The sequence below is a fragment of the Enterobacter cloacae complex sp. 2021EL-01169 genome (assembly GCF_020733125.1).
Classification (GTDB): Bacteria; Pseudomonadota; Gammaproteobacteria; order Enterobacterales; family Enterobacteriaceae; genus Enterobacter; species Enterobacter roggenkampii.
On record NZ_JAJFTC010000001.1, the window covers coordinates 267,212 to 287,798 of the forward strand.

The following is a 20,587-nucleotide window of genomic DNA, read 5'->3' on the forward strand; positions in this document are numbered from 1 at the left end:
CTAGCGCTTACCGGGCCTACGGTTTTGTAGGCCGGATAAGCGAAGCGCCATCCGGCAATACATTACTGCTGCTGCGAAGATTGGATCGCTGTCAGCGCGATGGTGTAAACGATATCGTCTACCAGTGCGCCACGAGACAGGTCGTTCACAGGTTTGCGCATGCCCTGCAGCATTGGCCCGATGGAGATCAGGTCGGCAGAACGCTGTACCGCTTTGTAGGTGGTGTTACCGGTGTTCAGATCCGGGAAGATGAACACGGTAGCGCGACCTGCAACCGGCGAGTTCGGCGCTTTGGATTTTGCAACGTCAGCCATGACTGCGGCATCGTACTGCAGCGGGCCGTCGATCATCAGATCAGGGCGTTTTTCCTGCGCAATACGGGTCGCTTCACGCACTTTCTCTACGTCGCTACCTGCACCAGATGTGCCGGTGGAGTAGGAGAGCATCGCCACGCGTGGCTCGATACCGAAAGCGGTCGCGGAGTCTGCGGACTGGATAGCGATCTCTGCCAGCTGCTCTGCGGTTGGATCCGGGTTGATCGCGCAGTCGCCGTAAACGTAAACCTGTTCAGGCAGCAGCATGAAGAACACGGAAGACACCAGAGAGCTGCCTGGCGCGGTTTTGATCAGCTGCAGCGGTGGACGGATGGTGTTCGCCGTGGTGTGAACCGCACCGGAAACCAGGCCGTCAACTTCGTCCTGCTCCAGCATCAGCGTGCCCAGCACCACGTTGTCTTCCAGCTGCTCACGCGCAACGGCTTCGGTCATGCCCTTGTTCTTACGCAGCTCAACCAGACGGGCAACGTAGCTTTCGCGAACCACTTCCGGGTCAACGATTTCGATGCCAGCGCCCAGCTCAACGCCCTGAGAGGCCGCTACGCGGTTGATCTCATCCGGGTTACCCAGCAGCACACAGGTCGCGATGCCGCGCTCTGCACAGATAGCCGCCGCTTTAACGGTACGTGGTTCGTCGCCTTCTGGCAGAACAACGCGTTTGCCCGCTTTACGCGCCAGCTCGGTCAGCTGGTAACGGAAGGCTGGCGGAGACAGACGGCGGCTGCGCTCGGAGGTCGCGGTCAGGGATTCGATCCAGTCTGCGTTGATGTAGCCCGCAACGTATTCCTGAACTTTCTCGATACGCTCGTGGTCATCAACCGGCACTTCCAGGTTGAAGCTCTGCAGGCTCAGGGAGGTCTGCCAGGTGTTGGTGTTCACCATAAAGACCGGCAGGCCGGTAGCGAACGCGCGTTCGCACAGCTTGCTGACGCGTGGGTCCATCTCGTAGGCACCGGTCAGCAGGATCGCACCGATTTCCACGCCGTTCATTGCGGCCAGGCAGGCTGCAACCAGCACGTCAGGACGGTCTGCGGAGGTCACCAGCAGGGAACCTGCGCGGAAGTGTTCCAGCATGTGCGGAATGCTACGCGCACAGAAGGTCACGGACTTCACGCGACGGGTGTTAATGTCGCCTTCGTTAATCACGGTCGCGTTCAGGTGACGCGCCATGTCGATTGCACGGGTGGCAATCAGATCGAAGCTCCATGGCACCGCGCCCAGAACCGGAAGCGGGCTGGATTCCTGCAGCTTAGCCGGGTCAACTTTGATGACTTTCGCTTTGGACGAGTCGTCGAAGATCTCGGACAGGTCAGGGCGAGTACGGCCCTGCTCATCCACTGGCGCGTTCAGCTTGTTGACGATCACGCCGGTGATGTTGGTATTTTTCGCGCCGCCGAAGCTGCTGCGCGTCAGTTCGATACGCTCGTTCAGCTGTTCCGGGGTGTCAGTGCCCTGAGACATCACGAAAACGATCTCTGCGTTCAGGGTTTTCGCGATTTCGAAGTTCAGAGACTGGGCAAACTGGTGTTTGCGGGTTGGAACCAGACCTTCAACCAGCACCACTTCTGCGTCTTGCGCGTTAGCATGGTAGTTGGCGATGATCTCTTCCATCAGCACGTCTTTCTGGTTGCTGGAGAGCAGAGACTCAACGTGGCTCATCTTCAGCGGTTCAGCCGCCGGCAGATTGGAGTTCTTGCGAACGATGGTGGTGGTCTGGTCTGGTGCATCGCCACCGGCACGTGGCTGGGCGATTGGCTTAAAGACGCTCAGACGAACGCCTTTGCGTTCCATAGCACGGATAACGCCAAGGCTGACGCTGGTCAGGCCGACGCTGGTTCCGGTAGGGATCAGCATAATAGTACGGGACACGGTTTATCCTCTTTCGTTACCGCCCAAATCGGGCGGGTTACAAAACAGCACCGCCAGCATTGCTGGCGGTGTGGAATCAGGCAGTCAGGCGGTGCGCGTCTTGCGCGATAACCAGTTCTTCGTTAGTTGGGATAACGAGAGCAGGGCGGGTGCCTTCTTTGTTGATGAAGCCAGACTTGCCGAAGCGGGCAGCCAGGTTACGCTCGTGATCAACGTCGAAGCCCAGAACGCCCAGTTTGCCCAGGGACAGTTCACGAACCATTGCCGCGTTCTCACCGATACCACCGGTGAAGATAACCGCGTCCAGACGGCCTTCCATCAGCGCAGTGTAAGAGCCGATGTATTTCGCCAGACGGTGGCAGTAAACGTCCATTGCACGTTTAGCGTCTTCTTTCTCTGCGTAGTTGTCTTCAACGTAACGGCAGTCGCTGGTGACTTCGGTCAGACCCAGCAGGCCAGACTCTTTGGTCAGCATTTTGTTGATCTGGTCAACGCTCATGCCCAGGGTGTCGTGCAGGTGGAAGATGATCGCCGGGTCGATGTCACCGGAACGGGTACCCATCACCAGACCTTCCAGCGGGGTCAGACCCATGGACGTATCAACACATTTACCGTTGCGGATAGCAGAAACAGAACCACCGTTGCCCAGGTGGCAGGTGATGATGTTCAGTTCTTCAACCGGCTTGTTCAGCACTTTTGCCGCTTCCTGAGTCACATAGAAGTGGCTGGTGCCGTGCGCGCCGTAGCGACGTACGCCGTGCTCTTTGTACAGGCTGTATGGCAGGGCATAGAGGTAAGACTCTTCCGGCATGGTCTGATGGAACGCGGTGTCGAATACGGCCACGTTTTTGTCTTTCAGATTTGGGAAGGATTTCAGCGCTTCAGCGATACCGATCAGGTGAGCCGGGTTGTGCAGCGGTGCGAAAGAGGCAGAGTCTTTGATGCCCTGGATCACAGAGTCGTCGATCACCACGGAGCTGGTGTATTTTTCGCCGCCGTGGACGATACGGTGACCAATCGCAGTCAGCTGAGCAGACAGTTCTGGTTTTTGTGCCAGAATAGTGTTAACGATAAAGTTCAGCGCTTCACTGTGAGCGGCGCCTGCACCTAAAGCCGCTTCTTGTTTGCTGCCGTCCATCTTCCACTTGATACGTGCTTCAGGCAGATGGAAACATTCGGCCAAACCAGAGAGGTATTCGTCACCGTTGAGCGCATCGATGATGGCGAATTTCAGTGAGGAGCTACCGCAGTTCAGAACCAGTACTAACTTACTCGACATGGAAGTACCTATTATTGATACGTGGCTAAAAAAACGTCAGTGAGTCTAACAGCGTAACGCATGATGACCCGGACATTTATGATTAACATCATGCCAAACGAACATTGTGGCATGATGGAAGAAATAACTATGATTTTATGCCATTTTGCACAATTTTCAGCCAATGGCATAATATGCAATAATTTGACGAGCTAATGATTCTCGTCTAAGGCCCTATCAGGCTGGCACAGGATACCCGATACGGGGTAGTGATGACAAAATATTTTGAACGTTGTCATAGCTTGTTGTGGTTTTGCACGAAAATTTTAATTTTTATATGTGAAGTTGAGGTACAGCCATGTCGACACCAGAGAACCCGTCCGTTAATTTCTTTAGCCTGTTTCGTCGGGGACAGCATTACGCAAAGACGTGGCCGATGGAAAAGCGCCTTGCGCCGATGTTTATTGAGAATCGCACCATCCGCGCCACGCGCTATGCGATTCGCTTTATGCCGCCTGTCGCTATCTTTACGCTGTGCTGGCAGATTGCGTTGGGTGGACAGCTTGGTCCTGCCGTTGCCACGGCGCTCTTCGCATTAAGCCTGCCAATGCAGGGCCTGTGGTGGTTAGGTAAACGGTCCATCACGCCACTTCCCCCTTCTATTTTACACTGGTTTTATGAAGTGCGCGGTAAACTGGAAGAGGCCGGGCAGGCGCTCGCCCCGGTGGAAGGCAAGCCGGATTACCAGGCGCTGGCGGACACGTTAAAGCGTGCATTTAAGCAACTGGATAAAACATTCCTCGATGACTTGTGATTGATCATCGAAACGACCAAGAAAAGAGGGCACAGTAACAATCAGTTACCGTGTCTTTTTTTTAAGTGCAATGCGCTACAGGAGTCGAAAGATGGAAATGACCCATGCCCAACGTCTGATTTTGTCTAACCAGTACAAGATGATGACTATGCTTGATCCCGATAACGCTGCGCGCTACAGCCGCCTGCAAACCATCGTCGAACGCGGCTTTGGTCTGCAAATGCGCGAACTGGACCGCGAGTTTGGCGAGCTGAAAGAAGAAACCTGTCGCATCGTGATCGACATTATGGAGATGTATCACGCCCTGCACGTCTCCTGGACGAATCTCAAAGATCAACAGTCCATTGACGAGCGCCGCGTCACCTTCTTAGGCTTTGATGCCGCAACGGAAGCGCGTTATCTGAGCTATGTTCGCTTTATGGTGAATACGGAAGGGCGTTATACCCACTTTGACGCGGGTACCCACGGCTTCAACGCGCAGACCCCGATGTGGGATAAATATCAGCGTATGCTGAGCGCGTGGCACGCCTGCCCGCGTCAGTACCATTTAAGCAGCAACGAAATTCAACAAATCATTAATGCCTGACGGAGGTGCGTGTGCAGTGTAGAGGTTTTCTGTTTGATCTGGACGGTACGCTGGTGGACTCGCTGCCGGTTGTGGAACGTTCCTGGTGCCATTGGGCTGACAGACATGGCATCAACCATCAGGACGTGCTGAATTTTATCCATGGCAAACAGGCCATCACCTCGCTACGGCACTTCCTGGCCGGACGCTCTGAGGACGACATTCAGGCGGAGTTCAAGTACCTGGAACAAATTGAAGCCACCGATACGGACGGCATCACCGCGTTACCTGGCGCGCGCGAACTGCTTGAGCATCTGAACGAGGCGCAGATCCCGTGGGCTATCGTCACCTCCGGTTCCGTGCCGGTGGCCCACGCCCGGCACAAGGCTGCAGGGTTGCCAACGCCGGACGTGTTTATCACGGCGGAGCGCGTGAAGCGGGGTAAACCGGAGCCTGACGCATTTTTACTGGGCGCTGAACTGCTGGGCCTGGACCCCGCAGAGTGCGTGGTGGTCGAAGATGCGGCGGCTGGCGTACTGGCCGGGCTGAACGCAGGAAGCCACGTCATTGCCGTTAACGTTCCTGCGGAATCTCCCCGCCTGGACGAGGCAGACCTGGTGCTGGATTCACTGACGGCACTGTCTGTTTCAAAAGCCTCTGACGGAGTTGTAACCGTCTCGCTAAAAATGTAATCCCATGATATGGCCCCACATTGCTGGGGCTTTTTTATGGCAAAATTTCTCATCTTCCACTGACAAGGATAGGTTGTGAACGGTGAACTGATTTGGGTCCTGAGCCTGCTTTTAATCGCCATCATTCTTTTTGCCACGGGCAAGGTTCGCATGGACGCCGTCGCCCTGTTTGTCATCGTCGCGTTTGTGCTGAGCGGAACGCTGACGCTGCCGGAAGCCTTCTCCGGATTTAGCGATCCCAACGTTATCCTGATTGCCGCCCTGTTTATCATCGGGGATGGTCTGGTGCGCACCGGCGTAGCGACCATCATGGGGGCGTGGCTGGTAAAAGTGGCGGGCAGCAGCGAAACCAAGATGCTGATCTACCTGATGGTAACCGTCGCCGGGCTGGGGGCGTTTATGAGTTCCACGGGCGTGGTCGCTATCTTTATCCCGGTGGTGCTGAGCGTCTCCATGCGGATGCAGAGCTCGCCGTCGCGCCTGATGATGCCCCTGAGCTTTGCCGGGCTTATCAGCGGCATGATGACTCTGGTGGCAACGCCGCCGAATCTGGTCGTCAACAGCGAACTGATCCGGGAAGGATTTGAGGGCTTTAGCTTTTTCAGCGTCACCCCGCTTGGGCTGGTCATTCTGGTCATGGGCGTGGTCTACATGCTGCTGACCCGTTTTGCCCTGAAAGGTGAAAAACAGGACAAAAATAAAGAAGGATGGAAGCGACGCACCTTCCGCGATCTGATTAAGGAGTACCGCCTTACCGGGCGCGCGCGCCGTCTGGCGATCCGGCCCGGCTCGCCGATGGTGGGGCAGCGGCTGGATGACCTGAAGCTGCGTGAGCGCTATGGCGCGAATGTGATCGGCGTAGAGCGCTGGCGACGTTTTCGCCGGGTGATCGTCAACGTCAACGGGGTGTCGGAATTCCGCGCGCGTGACGTCCTGCTGATTGATATGTCCACCGCGGATGTGGACCTGCGCGAGTTCTGCAGCGAACAGCTGCTGGAGCCGATGGTGCTGCGCGGGGAGTATTTCTCCGATCAGGCGCTGGATGTCGGCATGGCCGAGGTGTCGCTGATCCCGGAATCGGAACTGCTGGGTAAAACCGTGCGGGAGATGGGGTTCCGTACCCGCTATGGCCTGAACGTCGTGGGGCTGAAGCGCGATGGCGTGGCGATGGAAGGGGCGGTGGTGGATGAGCCGATCCTGCTGGGCGATATTTTTCTCGTCGTCGGTAACTGGAAGCTGATTAGCCAGCTCGGGCAAAAAGGGCGTGATTTTGTGGTGCTCAACATGCCCGTTGAGGAGAGCGACGCCTCCCCGGCCCACAGCCAGGCGCCCCATGCGATTTTTTGCCTGGTATTGATGGTGGCGCTGATGCTGACCGATGAGATCCCCAATCCGGTCGCCGCAATCATCGCCTGCCTGTTGATGGGTAAATTCCGCTGCATTGACGCCGAAAGCGCCTATAAGGCCATTCACTGGCCGAGCATCATTCTCATTGTCGGGATGATGCCCTTCGCCCTGGCGCTGCAAAAAACCGGCGGGGTAGACCTGATCGTTAAAGGCTTAATGGACGTGGGCGGCGGGTATGGGCCGTACATGATGATGGTCTGCCTGTTTATCATGTGCGCCACCATCGGCCTGTTTATCTCGAACACCGCGACGGCGGTACTGATGGCACCTATCGCCCTGGCGATGGCGAAGTCCATGGGCGTATCGCCGTATCCGTTTGCGATGATGGTGGCGATGGCCGCTTCCGCGGCGTTTATGACGCCGGTCTCTTCACCGGTAAACACGCTGGTGCTGGGACCGGGGAACTATCGATTCAGCGATTTCGTGAAGCTGGGCGTGCCGTTCACCGTGCTGGTGATGGTGGTGTGCGTGGTATTGATACCGGTCCTGTTTCCGTTCTGAGCATTTTGCCGGGTGGCGGCTGCGCCTTACCCGGCCTACAAGCCCGTAGGCCCTGCAACCGCAGCGCCGCTGGGCGAAAATCAGAGGGGAGAGTCCTGGCTGATCTCATCCAGCGATAAATGGAAGCTCGGTACAAACACCTGCATAAAGTAATCCATCTCTTCGCTGCGGCGGGATTCCAGCGTTTTTTCCAGGCGCGTTTTCGCCAGCAAGAATTCGTTATTCCCTGCGGACAACTCTTCGAGACACTTCAGATAGGCACACAGCGCGTCGGCCTGTTTAACCAGCGACTTCTCCTCTTCCGTGTACTGATGCTCGTTGATAAGCGGCTCGAAAATATCACGAAGCTCTTCGGGCACCATCTCAATCAGCTTCTGCTGGGCAATTTTCTCAATGGCCTTATATTCCTGCGCAATCTGCGAGTTGAAATATTTCACCGGCGTAGGCAGATCGCCGGTCAGCACTTCTGACGCATCGTGGTACATCGCCAGCAGGGCGATGCGCTCTGGATTAACCTGACCGTTGAATTTGCGATTTTTAATCGCGGCCAGCGCGTGAGCGACCATCGCAACCTGCAGACTGTGCTCTGACACATTTTCCGTGCGGACATTGCGCATCAGCGGCCAGCGGTTGATGAGTTTCAGGCGGGAGAGGTGGGCAAAGAAGTGACTCTGACTCATAGGTTACCTTTTGTCTTCACTGCGACAGGCGTTCATTGTGCGGGGAGGGGAGGCAAGATGCAAATTTGCGGATTTTGCAGGCCGGGTGAGCGCAGCGCCACCCGGCAGAAAGGCAACGTTACTGATGGTATCCGGAGAGGAAGCGGCCGAAACGGCTGATGGCCATTTCCAGGTCATCTTCGCGCGGCAGCGTCACGATACGCACGTGATCCGGCCACGGCCAGTTAAACGCCGTGCCCTGGACCAGCAGCACTTTTTCCTGCAGCAGGAAATCGAGCACCATTTTCTGGTCGTCGTGAATATTGAAGCGCTTTGCGTCAATTTTCGGGAACATATAGAGCGCCCCGTTCGGCTTCACGCAGGAGACGCCCGGGATATCGTTGATCAGCTCCCACGCGCGGTTACGCTGTTCGTACAGGCGACCGCCGGGCACGATAAACTCGCTGATGCTCTGATAGCCGCCGAGCGCGGTCTGGATCGCGTGCTGCGCCGGCACGTTGGCGCATAAACGCATGGAGGCCAGCATCTCCAGCCCTTCAATATAGCCTTTGGCGTGCTTTTTCGGACCGTTTAATACCATCCAGCCCTGGCGGAAACCGGCCACGCGGTAGGTTTTGGATAGCCCGTTAAAGGTGACGGTCAGCAGGTCCGGGGCCAGCGCGGCGATGGAATGGTGCTGCGCAGCGTCGTAGAGGATCTTGTCGTAAATTTCGTCTGCAAAGATGATCAGGTTGTGCTGGCGGGCCAGCTCGACGATCTCCATCAGCAGCTCTTTTGAGTAGACCGCGCCCGTCGGGTTGTTGGGGTTAATAATGACGATACCGCGCGTGCGGGGCGTAATTTTTGCGCGTATATCATCCAGGTCCGGGAACCAGTCGGAGGATTCGTCGCACAGATAATGCACTGCTTTACCGCTGGACAGTGATACGGCAGCCGTCCACAGCGGATAGTCCGGCGCGGGTACCAGCATTTCGTCCCCGCTGTTCAGCAGGGCCTGCATTGCCTGCACAATCAGTTCGGAGACGCCGTTGCCGATATAGATATCTTCAACGGTAACATCACGCATACCGCGTGCCTGGTAGTGCTGCATAATGGCTTTACGTGCGGAGTAAAGTCCTTTTGAATCGCAATAGCCTTGTGCAGTCGGAAGGTTGCGGATCACATCAACCAGAATTTCATCCGGCGCTTCAAAACCAAATGGCGCAGGGTTACCAATGTTGAGTTTCAGAACCTTGTTGCCTTCTTCTTCAAGGCGTTTTGCCTCTTTCAGAACCGGGCCGCGGATGTCATAACAGACGTTATCTAGCTTGCTGGATTTTTCGATAGGGGACATGAACCTTTAACCTTTTCGCTATTATTGCCGCTCCCTGCCGTGGAAGTCAGCACGGAATAATGTACTCCCCCCTCGCTTCGTTTTGAAGGGTGTGCAGGAGAAGATTTTGTGCCCGGAGAAAATTATTGATGAATCTTTTTCGCTGCGCGTACGCTTTTTCACTGTCTTAAAGTTGCGCGCTTAGCGAGAGGTTAGGTTAAATGTGCTATCCATTTGCCAAAATACTGTATAATGTGCTGTTAAAAATAAGTGGTAAGCTGGACAGAGGTGGCAATCACCCTGAGTGACTTTTCGTAAAACCTGAATGCTTGATACCTGTTTCTGTAATAGCATACTGTGGATAAAAGTTACTCATGTGAAATTAATGTTAAGTGCCATTAATGAATAGTCTTAATCTAAATTAAAATTTATTTATTATTAACCTATAAAATGCAACTTTAGTTAATTTTAATAAAATTAGTTTAGAAGCTTAACATTCTTCTTTAATCCTTAATATTGCAATAAGACTTATAAATAAAGTGGATTTGGGTTAAGATGTCTTCAAGGAAAGCAGAGGACAGATGCACGTTTTTTGTATATCTGACACTGGTTTTCTGAATTAATTGATTGTTATTGTTAGAGTTATCTCTGGCTGGAATGTGTCGCACATCTCCTGCTACGTTGACAGCGCTGCGATACAGATGGCAGAAAAGGTGTTATACCTTTAATGTAATTTACATAAACCTGCGAACATCTAAATATCCTGAACGTTTAAGAGAATAAAAATAACGTCATGAAACGTGCTTTCTGACTGTTGATATAAAGCAGCACAATAACTATCTGTCAGGCAGTCTGCCGGGCCGGGATGCGAGGGAAAATCTTCAGAGGGAATTGCTTAACTGTACACACACAGCTTCAACCCGGGCAGCTCCGCACGAGCAACCTGAAAGTGAATAGATATGATAAATGCAAATCGTCCGATAATGAATCTCGACCTCGATCTGCTGAGAACGTTTGTTGCGGTCGCCGATCTCAACACTTTTGCAGCAGCTGCTGCCGCCGTTTGCCGAACCCAGTCCGCCGTCAGCCAGCAAATGCAGCGGCTGGAGCAACTGGTTGGTAAAGAGCTATTTGCCCGTCACGGGCGTAATAAGCTCTTAACGGAACACGGTATTCAGCTTCTGGGTTATGCCAGGAAAATTCTTCGCTTTAATGATGAAGCATGTATGTCATTAATGTTTAGCAACCTTCAGGGCGTGCTAACGTTAGGTGCATCTGATGAGTCGGCGGATACTATATTGCCGTTTCTTCTCAATCGCATCAGTTCGGTTTATCCGAAGCTTGCGCTGGACGTTAGCGTAAAGCGTAATGCTTTTATGGTTGAGATGTTAAATGAGAATAAAGTCGACCTGGTGGTCACCACGCATCGTCCCGGGCAGTTTGATTGCCTGACGCTGCGTACATCACCTACGCACTGGTATTGCGCGGCCGAATACGTGCTGCAAAAAGGCGAGCCGGTGCCGCTGGTGTTACTGGATGACCCGAGCCCGTTCCGCGATATGGTGCTGACGGCGCTGAATGAGGCCAATATTCCGTGGCGTCTGGCGTATGTGGCGTCCACGCTGCCAGCGGTGCGTGCCGCCGTGAAAGCCGGTCTGGGTGTCACCGCCCGCCCGGTAGAAATGATGAGCCCCGATCTGCGCGTTCTGGGAAAATCTGATGGCCTGCCTGCGCTGCCGGATACGGAATATCTGCTCTGCCACAATTCGTCCAGCCATAACGAGCTGGCAAAGGTGGTGTTCGAGGCGATGGAAAACTACCATAACCCGTGGCAGTTCGAGCGCGTTACCTCCGAAGGGGGGGATGATTCCCTGATCGTTGAAGGGGATTTTGAGTGATCGCCAGCTCAAAATTCTGGTAACAAAATGTAAGTGTAAAAAAAAGCCACTCGTGTGATTTTCACATGCAGTGGCTTTTTTTTAGCAATAATACCCGTGTATGCCGCGTGGATTTCCGGGATATCCTCTATTTATCAATAAGCTAAATGCTTTTGATTAAAACTCATCCGTTTTCCGTTCTAACTTCATCCATATCCCCCCTATGTTAAAAAAACAGGAAATATGTTGCCGTTTTCCAAGTTGAATTAACAAAAGCGTGTCGCAGATCAAGAAAATACTCCTATTTGGGGGGAGGAATCGTTGGCAAATCCTGTCAAAATAGGAGGGTTATTTTTTTTACTTCCGAAACGGACACGATTCAACAACATACATTTGACGGAAAGTCATGTACCCACCAGGGTTAAAGGGCACCAAATGTTAATGAGAATCGCTCGATGTAATTTAATGTGAAGAAACCTTTGTTAAAGTTGACAATAGGTTATAGAAAGGAGTAAAAAACCCCATCATTTTGCTGTCTACGTCTCATTTCTGACAGTTAGTGTAAGGTTATTTGTTCCTCCCCATGAATCGATGTGATGCCCATCTGCCAGCAAGAGCAGTGTCGTTGGTATCACTTTTGATGAGTAAGCAATGAGTATGTCAACATCCACAGAAGTCATCGCTCATCACTGGGCATTCGCAATCTTTCTTATTGTAGCCATTGGCCTGTGCTGCCTGATGTTAGTCGGCGGCTGGTTCCTGGGCGGTCGCGCCCGTGCAAGGCACAAAAACACACCTTTCGAATCAGGTATTGATTCAGTAGGTACCGCTCGCTTACGCCTGTCTGCCAAGTTTTACCTGGTAGCCATGTTCTTCGTCATCTTCGACGTGGAAGCGCTTTACCTCTTCGCGTGGTCTACCTCCATTCGCGAAAGTGGTTGGGTGGGCTTTGTCGAGGCCGCAATTTTCATTTTAGTGCTACTGGCCGGTCTGGTTTATCTGGTGCGTATTGGCGCGCTTGACTGGACGCCTGCGCGTTCACGTCGTGAACACATCAACCCGGAAAACAGTATCTCTAATCGTCAGCAGTAACAGCGAGGCAATAAGATGGATTATACGCTCACCCGCATAGATCCTAACGGTGAGAATGACCGTTACCCCCTGCAAAAACAGGAGATCGTAACCGACCCCCTGGAGCAAGAAGTCAATAAAAGCGTGTACATGGGCAAACTCGAACATGCCATGCACGATATGGTCAACTGGGGTCGTAAGAACTCCATCTGGCCTTACAACTTTGGCCTTTCTTGCTGCTACGTTGAAATGGTGACGTCATTCACTGCGGTGCATGACGTTGCGCGTTTTGGGGCAGAGGTACTGCGTGCTTCCCCACGTCAGGCTGACCTGATGGTGGTGGCCGGTACCTGCTTTACCAAGATGGCACCTGTTATTCAGCGTCTTTATGACCAGATGCTGGAGCCAAAATGGGTTATCTCCATGGGCGCATGTGCTAACTCTGGCGGTATGTACGACATCTATTCCGTCGTACAGGGCGTAGATAAATTTATCCCAGTGGATGTGTACATCCCGGGTTGTCCGCCTCGTCCGGAAGCCTACATGCAGGCGCTGATGCTGCTGCAGGAGTCCATCGGTAAAGAACGTCGCCCACTGTCGTGGGTCGTTGGCGATCAGGGTGTGTATCGCGCGAACATGCAGTCTGAGCGCGAGCGTAAACGTGGTGAACGTATTGCCGTCACCAATCTGCGTACGCCTGACGAAATTTAATTTGCGCCTGTAGGCCTGGAGAACACCTTCGCATATCACTACTCAAATAGCGCGAAGCCAGGCTCAACAGTCACCACGGACCATTTGCAATGGTGAACAATATGACCGACTTAACCGCGCAAGAAGCCGCCTGGCAGACCCGGGATCATCTGGATGACCCAGTCATTGGCGAACTGCGCAACCGTTTTGGGCCGGATGCCTTTACTGTTCAGGCTACCCGCACCGGGGTACCCGTTGTTTGGGTGAAGCGTGAACAATTGCTGGAAGTTGTCGATTTCCTCAAGAAATTGCCAAAACCATACGTCATGCTGTTTGACTTACACGGCATGGACGAACGTCTCAGAACGCACCGCCAGGGTCTCCCTGCTGCGGATTTTTCCGTTTTCTACCACCTGATCTCAATAGACCGTAATACGGATATCATGCTCAAGGTAGCATTGTCTGAAAACGACATGCATCTGCCGACGATCACCAAACTTTTCCCGAACGCCAACTGGTACGAGCGTGAGACATGGGAAATGTTCGGCATGACCTTCGACGGCCACCCACACCTGACGCGCATCATGATGCCGCAGACCTGGACCGGCCACCCGCTGCGTAAAGACTACCCGGCACGTGCTACCGAATTCGATCCGTTTGAGCTGACCAAAGCCAAGCAGGATCTGGAGATGGAGGCGCTGACCTTCAAACCGGAAGACTGGGGCATGAAGCGCGGTACCGACAACGAGGACTTCATGTTCCTCAACCTCGGTCCAAACCACCCGTCTGCGCACGGTGCTTTCCGTATTATTCTTCAGCTCGACGGCGAAGAGATTGTCGACTGCGTGCCAGACATCGGCTACCACCACCGTGGTGCTGAGAAGATGGGCGAGCGTCAGTCCTGGCACAGCTACATTCCGTATACTGACCGTATCGAGTACCTCGGCGGCTGCGTCAACGAAATGCCATACGTGCTGGCCGTTGAGAAACTGGCAGGCATTACCGTGCCGGATCGCGTTAACGTGATTCGCGTCATGCTGTCAGAACTGTTCCGTATCAACAGCCACCTGCTGTATATCTCCACGTTCATTCAGGACGTCGGCGCAATGACCCCGGTCTTCTTCGCCTTTACCGATCGTCAGAAAATCTACGATCTGGTAGAAGCCATTACCGGTTTCCGTATGCACCCGGCCTGGTTCCGTATCGGCGGTGTGGCACACGATCTGCCGCGCGGCTGGGACCGTCTGCTGCGTGAATTCCTCGACTGGATGCCGAAACGTCTGGCCTCTTACGAGAAAGCCGCGCTGCGTAACACCATCCTGAAAGGGCGTTCCCAGGGCGTTGCTGCCTATGGCGCCAAAGAGGCGCTGGAGTGGGGGACAACAGGTGCAGGTCTGCGCGCGACCGGTATTGATTTCGACGTGCGTAAAGCCCGTCCTTACTCTGGCTACGAGAACTTCGACTTTGAAGTCCCGGTGGGCGGCGGCGTTTCCGACTGCTACACCCGCGTGATGCTGAAAGTGGAAGAGTTGCGCCAGAGTCTGCGCATCCTTGAGCAGTGCCTCAACAACATGCCGGAAGGCCCGTTCAAGGCGGATCACCCGCTGACGACGCCTCCACCGAAAGAGCGCACGCTGCAACATATCGAAACCCTGATCACCCACTTCCTGCAGGTTTCCTGGGGCCCGGTCATGCCGGCACAAGAATCCTTCCAGATGATCGAAGCGACCAAGGGTATTAACAGTTACTACCTGACTAGTGACGGCAGCACCATGAGCTACCGTACCCGCGTGCGTACGCCGAGCTTTGCGCACCTGCAGCAGATCCCGTCCGCCATCCGCGGCAGTCTGGTCTCCGACCTGATTGTGTATCTGGGTAGTATCGATTTTGTTATGTCAGATGTGGACCGCTAATTATGCACGAGAATCAACAACCACAAACCGAGGCTTTTGAGCTGAGTGAAGCAGAACGTGCCGCCATTGAGCACGAGATGCACCACTACGAAGACCCGCGTGCGGCGTCCATTGAAGCGCTGAAAATCGTACAGAAACAGCGTGGTTGGGTGCCGGACGGGGCGATCTATGCGATCGCGAAAGTGCTGGGTATTCCGGCAAGTGACGTAGAAGGCGTAGCCACGTTCTACAGCCAGATCTTCCGTCAGCCTGTAGGCCGCCATGTGATCCGCTACTGTGACAGCGTGGTCTGCCACATCACCGGTTATCAGGGCATTCAGGCTGCGATTGAGAAGAAGCTCAATATCAAGCCGGGCCAGACCACGTTCGATGGGCGCTTTACTCTGCTGCCAACCTGCTGCCTGGGTAACTGCGACAAGGGGCCGACCATGATGATTGATGAGGACACTCACAGCCATCTGACGCCGGAAGCGATTCCTGACCTGCTGGAGCAGTACAAATGAAAACTGTAATTCGTACTGCTGAGACGCATCCACTGACCTGGCGTCTGCGTGATGACAAACAGCCGGTATGGCTCGACGAATATCAGAGCAAAAACGGCTATGCCGGTGCGCGTAAAGCCCTTGGCGGCATGGCGCCGGACGACATCGTTAACGCGGTAAAAGAGTCTGGCCTGAAAGGCCGCGGCGGCGCGGGCTTCTCCACCGGTCTGAAGTGGAGCCTGATGCCAAAAGACGAATCCATGAACATCCGTTACCTGCTGTGTAACGCCGATGAAATGGAGCCGGGCACCTATAAAGACCGCCTGCTGATGGAACAGCTGCCGCACCTGCTGGTGGAAGGCATGCTGATCTCCGCGTTCGCGCTGAAAGCGTACCGTGGCTACATCTTCCTGCGCGGTGAGTACATCGAAGCGGCAGAAAACCTGCGTCGCGCGATTGCAGAAGCCACCGAAGCGGGCCTGCTGGGCAAAAACATTCTCGGCACCGGGTTTGACTTCGAGCTGTTCGTGCACACCGGTGCCGGGCGTTATATCTGCGGTGAAGAGACCGCGCTGATTAACTCCCTGGAAGGCCGCCGTGCGAACCCGCGTTCCAAGCCGCCGTTCCCGGCAAGCTCCGGCGTGTGGGGTAAACCGACCTGCGTCAACAACGTCGAGACCCTGTGCAACGTTCCGGCTATCCTCGCGAACGGCGTGGAGTGGTATCAGGGCATCTCCTCAAGCAAAGATGCCGGTACCAAGCTGATGGGCTTCTCCGGTCGCGTGAAAAATCCTGGCGTCTGGGAACTGCCGTTCGGTACTACCGCACGTGAAATTCTTGAAGACTACGCGGGCGGCATGCGCGATGGCCTGAAATTCAAAGCCTGGCAGCCGGGTGGGGCAGGGACAGACTTCCTGACCGAAGCCCACCTTGACCTGCCGATGGAATTCGAAAGCATTGGTAAAGCAGGCAGCCGTCTGGGGACGGCGCTGGCGATGGCCGTCGACCACGAGATCGGCATGGTCTCGCTGGTGCGTAACCTGGAAGAGTTCTTCGCCCGTGAGTCCTGCGGCTGGTGCACACCGTGCCGTGATGGTCTGCCGTGGAGCGTGAAGATCCTGCGTGCAATCGAACGTGGCGAAGGCCAGCCTGGCGATATCGAGACACTTGAGCAACTGTGTCGATTCTTAGGCCCGGGTAAAACCTTCTGTGCCCACGCACCGGGTGCCGTCGAACCTCTGCAGAGCGCGATCAAATATTTCCGCGACGAGTTCGAAGCAGGCATCAAGCAGCCGTTCAGCAATACCCATGCGATTAATGGGATTCAGCCGAACCTGCTTAAAGCGCGCTGGTAACGACAAGAATTTTGATTAACGCTCGGTTTCGACCGAGCCAACTGGAAGCATGCTAATGGCTACGATTCATGTAGACGGCAAAGAATACGAAGTCAACGGGGCGGACAACCTGCTGGAAGCTTGTCTGTCTCTTGGCCTCGATATTCCGTACTTTTGCTGGCATCCGGCGCTGGGCAGCGTCGGTGCTTGCCGCCAGTGTGCGGTGAAGCAATATCAAAACGCGGAAGACACGCGTGGTCGCCTGGTGATGTCCTGTATGACGCCAGCCACCGAAGGCACCTTTATTTCGATTGATGACGAAGAAGCGAAACAGTTCCGCGAAAGCGTGGTGGAGTGGTTGATGACCAACCACCCGCACGACTGTCCGGTCTGTGAAGAGGGCGGTAACTGCCACCTTCAGGATATGACCGTGATGACCGGTCACAGCTTCCGTCGCTATCGCTTTACCAAGCGTACCCACCGTAACCAGGATCTGGGGCCGTTCATCTCTCACGAAATGAACCGCTGCATCGCCTGCTACCGCTGCGTGCGTTACTACAAAGACTATGCAGACGGTCAGGATCTGGGCGTGTATGGCGCACATGACAACGTCTACTTCGGTCGTCCAGAAGACGGCGTACTGGAAAGCGAATTCTCCGGTAACCTGGTAGAAATCTGCCCGACCGGCGTCTTCACGGATAAAACCCACTCCGAGCGTTACAACCGTAAATGGGACATGCAGTTTGCGCCAAGCATCTGCCAGCAATGTTCTCTCGGCTGTAACACCAGCCCGGGTGAGCGCTACGGCGAACTGCGTCGTATCGAAAACCGTTACAACGGTACCGTTAACCACTACTTCCTGTGCGACCGCGGTCGTTTCGGCTATGGTTATGTGAACCTGAAGGACCGTCCGCGTCAGCCGGTTCAGCGCCGTGGCGACGACTTCATTACCCTGAACGCTGAACAGGCGATGCAGGGCGCGGCAGATATTCTGCGCCAGTCGAAGAAAGTGATTGGTATTGGCTCCCCGCGTGCCAGCATCGAAAGCAACTTCGCGCTGCGCGAGCTGGTCGGGGCGGAAAACTTCTATACCGGCATCGCCCAGGGCGAGCAGGAACGTCTGCAGCTGGTACTGAAAGTGCTGCGTGAAGGCGGTATCCATACCCCTGCGCTGCGCGAAATTGAATCCTATGATGCGGTTCTGGTGCTGGGTGAAGACCTGACGCAGACCGGCGCTCGCGCGGCTCTGGCGGTTCGCCAGGCGGTGAAGGGTAAAGCACGTGAAATGGCAGCGGCACAGAAAGTGGCTGACTGGCAGATTGCGGCAATCCTCAACATCGGCCAGCGCGCGAAGCATCCTCTGTTTGTGACCAACGTCGACAACACCCGTCTGGACGATATCGCCGCGTGGACCTACTGCGCGCCGGTTGAAGATCAGGCGCGTCTTGGCTTTGCCATTGCCCACGCGCTGGACAACAACTCACCGGCCGTTGAGCTGGATCGCGACCTGCAAAACAAGGTTGACGTGATTGTTCAGGCCCTGGCCGGTGCGAAGAAACCGCTGATTATTTCCGGTACTAACGCCGGTAGCGCAGAGATCATTCAGGCCGCAGCCAACGTGGCCAAAGCTCTGAAAGGCCGCGGTGCTGACGTCGGTGTGACCATGATTGCCCGTGCGGTGAACAGCATTGGTCTGGGCATGATCGGCGGCGGCTCGCTGGAAGCTGCGTTAAGCGAACTGGAATCCGGTGCCGCTGACGCCGTGGTGGTGCTGGAAAACGACCTGCATCGTCATGCTTCTGCCGCTCGCGTTGACGCCGCGCTCTCCAAAGCGCCGCTGGTGATGGTGATTGACCATCAGCGCACCGCGATTATGGACAAAGCGCACCTGGTGCTCTCTGCGGCAAGCTTCGCAGAAAGCGACGGTACGGTTATCAACAACGAAGGCCGCGCACAGCGTTTCTTCCAGGTTTATGACCCGGCGTACTACGACAGCAACACCGTGATGCTGGAAAGCTGGCGCTGGCTGCACTCCCTGCACAGCACCGTGCAGAGCCGTGAAGTGGACTGGACGCAGCTCGACCACGTTATCGATGCGGTAGTCGAAAAACTGCCTCAGCTGGCGGGCATTAAAGATGCCGCGCCTGAAGCGAGCTTCCGTATTCGCGGCCAGAAACTGGCGCGTGAACCGCACCGTTACAGTGGCCGTACCGCAATGCGCGCCAATATCAGCGTGCACGAACCGCGCCAGCCGCAGGATAAAGACACCATGTTCGCCTTCTCCATGGAAGGGAACAACCAGCCGTCTGCGCCGCGTTCGCAAATCCCGTTCGCATGGGCACCGGGCTGGAACTCCCCGCAGGCATGGAACAAGTTCCAGGCTGAAGTGGGCGGCTCCCTGCGCCACGGCGATCCGGGCGTGCGTCTGATTGAAGCCTCCGAAACCGGTCTGGACTTCTTCACCACCGTACCGGCGAGTTTCCAGGCGCAGGACGGTAGCTGGCGTATTGCCCCGTACTACCACCTGTTCGGTAGCGACGAGCTGTCCCAGCGTTCACCGGTCTTCCAGACCCGCATGCCGCAGCCGTACATCAAGCTCAACCCGGCGGACGCTGCGAAGCTTGGCGTTAACGCGGGCGCGAACATTGCCTTTAGCTATGACGGCCAGACCATCAGCCTGCCGCTGATTATTTCTGAAAGTCTGACAGCAGGGCAGGTCGGTCTGCCGATGGGTATGCCTGGCATCGCGCCGGTTCTGGCGGGTGCGCGTCTTGATAATCTGCAGGAGGCAAAAGCATGAGTTGGTTAACGCCGGATCTTATCGACATCCTGCTGAGCATTCTGAAAGCGATTGTTATCCTGCTGGTGGTGGTCACCTGCGGCGCGTTCATGAGCTTTGGTGAACGTCGTCTGCTCGGTCTGTTCCAGAACCGTTACGGACCGAACCGCGTGGGCTGGGGTGGTTCACTCCAGCTGGTCGCGGACATGATCAAGATGTTCTTTAAAGAGGACTGGATCCCGCGCTTCTCGGATCGCGTGATCTTTACTCTGGCACCGATGATCGCCTTCACCTCGCTGCTGCTGGCGTTTGCTATCGTTCCGGTCAGCCCGACCTGGGTGGTCGCTGACCTGAACATCGGCATTCTGTTCTTCCTGATGATGGCAGGCCTCGCGGTTTACGCGGTGCTGTTCGCAGGCTGGTCCAGTAACAACAAATACTCGCTGCTGGGTGCGATGCGTGCTTCCGCGCAGACCCTAAGCTACGAAGTGTTCCTGGGTCTCTCCCTGATGGGCGTGGTGGCGCAGGCCGGTTCATTTAACATGACCGACATCGTCAACAACCAGGCCGACATCTGGAACGTGATTCCGCAGTTCTTTGGGTTTATTACCTTTGCCATCGCGGGCGTGGCGGTGTGTCACCGTCACCCGTTTGACCAGCCAGAAGCCGAACAGGAACTGGCCGACGGTTACCACATCGAATATTCCGGTATGAAATTCGGTCTGTTCTTCGTGGGCGAGTACATCGGTATCGTCACCATTTCCGCGTTGATGGTAACGCTGTTCTTCGGTGGCTGGCATGGCCCGTTCTTACCGCCGTTCATCTGGTTCGCGCTGAAAACCGCGTTCTTCATGATGATGTTCATTTTGATTCGCGCAGCGTTACCGCGTCCGCGTTATGACCAGGTAATGTCCTTCGGCTGGAAAGTGTGCCTGCCGCTGACGCTCGTCAACTTGTTGGTAACGGCCGCTGTCATTCTCTGGCAGCAGCCATAAGGGGCTATAGACC

General features: G+C 55.1%; 16 protein-coding genes. 12 read left to right on the forward strand and 4 right to left on the reverse strand.

Features of this window, described 5'->3' with window-relative positions; translation table 11 throughout:
• Positions 1–62: 62 nt before the first annotated feature.
• Both pta and ackA read right to left on the reverse strand, forming a co-directional pair.
• Entirely contained in the window at positions 63–2,204 is a 2,142-nt protein-coding gene (gene pta / locus LLF79_RS01250) for a phosphate acetyltransferase (RefSeq protein WP_023294122.1), read from the reverse strand.
• A gap of 76 nt (positions 2,205–2,280) precedes the next feature.
• Positions 2,281–3,483, reverse strand: coding sequence for an acetate kinase (ackA, locus tag LLF79_RS01255; RefSeq protein WP_008502876.1), 1,203 nt, complete (start codon positions 3,481–3,483; stop codon positions 2,281–2,283).
• Positions 3,484–3,820: 337 nt separating this feature from the next.
• On the opposite strand from ackA, the gene yfbV reads away from it, so the two are divergent.
• From yfbV to LLF79_RS01275, 4 genes are all read left to right on the forward strand, one after another.
• Positions 3,821–4,276 carry a terminus macrodomain insulation protein YfbV gene (gene yfbV, locus LLF79_RS01260; RefSeq protein WP_008502875.1) on the forward strand — a complete coding sequence of 152 codons (456 nt, stop codon included), beginning with the start codon at positions 3,821–3,823 and terminating at the stop codon, positions 4,274–4,276.
• 91 nt (positions 4,277–4,367) lie between these two features.
• Complete coding sequence (locus tag LLF79_RS01265; protein ID WP_008502874.1) at positions 4,368–4,862, forward strand: YfbU family protein; 495 nt, start codon at positions 4,368–4,370, stop codon at positions 4,860–4,862.
• 11 nt (positions 4,863–4,873) lie between these two features.
• On the forward strand, positions 4,874–5,533 hold the full coding sequence (locus LLF79_RS01270; RefSeq protein ID WP_227879020.1) for a sugar phosphatase: 660 nt from the start codon (positions 4,874–4,876) through the stop codon (positions 5,531–5,533).
• A 75-nt stretch (positions 5,534–5,608) separates the two neighbouring features.
• Positions 5,609–7,441, forward strand: a complete 1,833-nt coding sequence (locus LLF79_RS01275) for an SLC13 family permease (protein ID WP_021241559.1) — start codon at positions 5,609–5,611, stop codon at positions 7,439–7,441.
• Positions 7,442–7,521: 80 nt separating this feature from the next.
• On the opposite strand, the gene yfbR is transcribed toward LLF79_RS01275, so the two are convergent.
• Entirely contained in the window at positions 7,522–8,121 is a 600-nt protein-coding gene (gene yfbR / locus LLF79_RS01280; RefSeq protein ID WP_021241558.1) for a 5'-deoxynucleotidase, read from the reverse strand.
• 118 nt (positions 8,122–8,239) lie between these two features.
• Positions 8,240–9,454, reverse strand: a complete 1,215-nt coding sequence (gene alaA, locus LLF79_RS01285) for an alanine transaminase AlaA (RefSeq protein ID WP_008500204.1) — start codon at positions 9,452–9,454, stop codon at positions 8,240–8,242.
• A gap of 938 nt (positions 9,455–10,392) precedes the next feature.
• Here alaA and lrhA point away from each other — a divergent pair.
• The 8 genes from lrhA (at position 10,393) to nuoH (ending at position 20,574) form a co-directional block, all read left to right on the forward strand.
• A complete protein-coding gene (gene lrhA / locus LLF79_RS01290; protein WP_021241557.1) occupies positions 10,393–11,331 on the forward strand; it encodes a transcriptional regulator LrhA in 939 nt (312 codons plus the stop codon).
• Between the two features lie 630 nt (positions 11,332–11,961).
• A complete protein-coding gene (gene nuoA, locus LLF79_RS01295) occupies positions 11,962–12,402 on the forward strand; it encodes an NADH-quinone oxidoreductase subunit NuoA (RefSeq protein WP_006176516.1) in 441 nt (146 codons plus the stop codon).
• Positions 12,403–12,417: 15 nt separating this feature from the next.
• Complete coding sequence (gene nuoB / locus LLF79_RS01300; RefSeq protein ID WP_003861482.1) at positions 12,418–13,092, forward strand: NADH-quinone oxidoreductase subunit NuoB; 675 nt, start codon at positions 12,418–12,420, stop codon at positions 13,090–13,092.
• Between the two features lie 89 nt (positions 13,093–13,181).
• Positions 13,182–14,984, forward strand: coding sequence for an NADH-quinone oxidoreductase subunit C/D (nuoC, locus tag LLF79_RS01305; protein WP_008500207.1), 1,803 nt, complete (start codon positions 13,182–13,184; stop codon positions 14,982–14,984).
• A gap of 2 nt (positions 14,985–14,986) precedes the next feature.
• Positions 14,987–15,487 (forward strand): NADH-quinone oxidoreductase subunit NuoE, encoded by a 501-nt coding sequence (nuoE, locus tag LLF79_RS01310; protein WP_008500208.1) that lies wholly within the window; start codon positions 14,987–14,989, stop codon positions 15,485–15,487.
• Positions 15,484–16,821: an NADH-quinone oxidoreductase subunit NuoF gene (gene nuoF / locus LLF79_RS01315; protein WP_008500209.1), complete on the forward strand. Its 1,338-nt coding sequence runs from the start codon at positions 15,484–15,486 to the stop codon at positions 16,819–16,821. Before nuoE ends, nuoF begins: the two co-directional genes overlap by 4 nt.
• Positions 16,822–16,876: 55 nt before the next feature.
• On the forward strand, positions 16,877–19,600 hold the full coding sequence (gene nuoG / locus LLF79_RS01320) for an NADH-quinone oxidoreductase subunit NuoG (protein ID WP_025913145.1): 2,724 nt from the start codon (positions 16,877–16,879) through the stop codon (positions 19,598–19,600).
• Positions 19,597–20,574, forward strand: coding sequence for an NADH-quinone oxidoreductase subunit NuoH (gene nuoH / locus LLF79_RS01325; RefSeq protein WP_008500211.1), 978 nt, complete (start codon positions 19,597–19,599; stop codon positions 20,572–20,574). The genes nuoG and nuoH overlap by 4 nt, the downstream gene beginning before the upstream one ends.
• Positions 20,575–20,587 lie beyond the last annotated feature (13 nt).

Excerpts from the sequence above, each read along its gene's own strand:
- ackA (WP_008502876.1), bottom strand. The coding sequence starts at position 3,483 with ATGTCGAGTAAGTTAGTACTGGTTCTGAACTGCGGTAGCTCCTCACTG.
- yfbV (WP_008502875.1), top strand. The coding sequence starts at position 3,821 with ATGTCGACACCAGAGAACCCGTCCGTTAATTTCTTTAGCCTGTTTCGT.
- LLF79_RS01265 (WP_008502874.1), top strand. The coding sequence starts at position 4,368 with ATGGAAATGACCCATGCCCAACGTCTGATTTTGTCTAACCAGTACAAG.
- yfbR (WP_021241558.1), bottom strand. The coding sequence starts at position 8,121 with ATGAGTCAGAGTCACTTCTTTGCCCACCTCTCCCGCCTGAAACTCATC.
- alaA (WP_008500204.1), bottom strand. The coding sequence starts at position 9,454 with ATGTCCCCTATCGAAAAATCCAGCAAGCTAGATAACGTCTGTTATGAC.
- lrhA (WP_021241557.1), top strand. The coding sequence starts at position 10,393 with ATGATAAATGCAAATCGTCCGATAATGAATCTCGACCTCGATCTGCTG.
- nuoA (WP_006176516.1), top strand. The coding sequence starts at position 11,962 with ATGAGTATGTCAACATCCACAGAAGTCATCGCTCATCACTGGGCATTC.
- nuoB (WP_003861482.1), top strand. The coding sequence starts at position 12,418 with ATGGATTATACGCTCACCCGCATAGATCCTAACGGTGAGAATGACCGT.
- nuoC (WP_008500207.1), top strand. The coding sequence starts at position 13,182 with ATGGTGAACAATATGACCGACTTAACCGCGCAAGAAGCCGCCTGGCAG.
- nuoE (WP_008500208.1), top strand. The coding sequence starts at position 14,987 with ATGCACGAGAATCAACAACCACAAACCGAGGCTTTTGAGCTGAGTGAA.
- nuoF (WP_008500209.1), top strand. The coding sequence starts at position 15,484 with ATGAAAACTGTAATTCGTACTGCTGAGACGCATCCACTGACCTGGCGT.
- nuoG (WP_025913145.1), top strand. The coding sequence starts at position 16,877 with ATGGCTACGATTCATGTAGACGGCAAAGAATACGAAGTCAACGGGGCG.
- nuoH (WP_008500211.1), top strand. The coding sequence starts at position 19,597 with ATGAGTTGGTTAACGCCGGATCTTATCGACATCCTGCTGAGCATTCTG.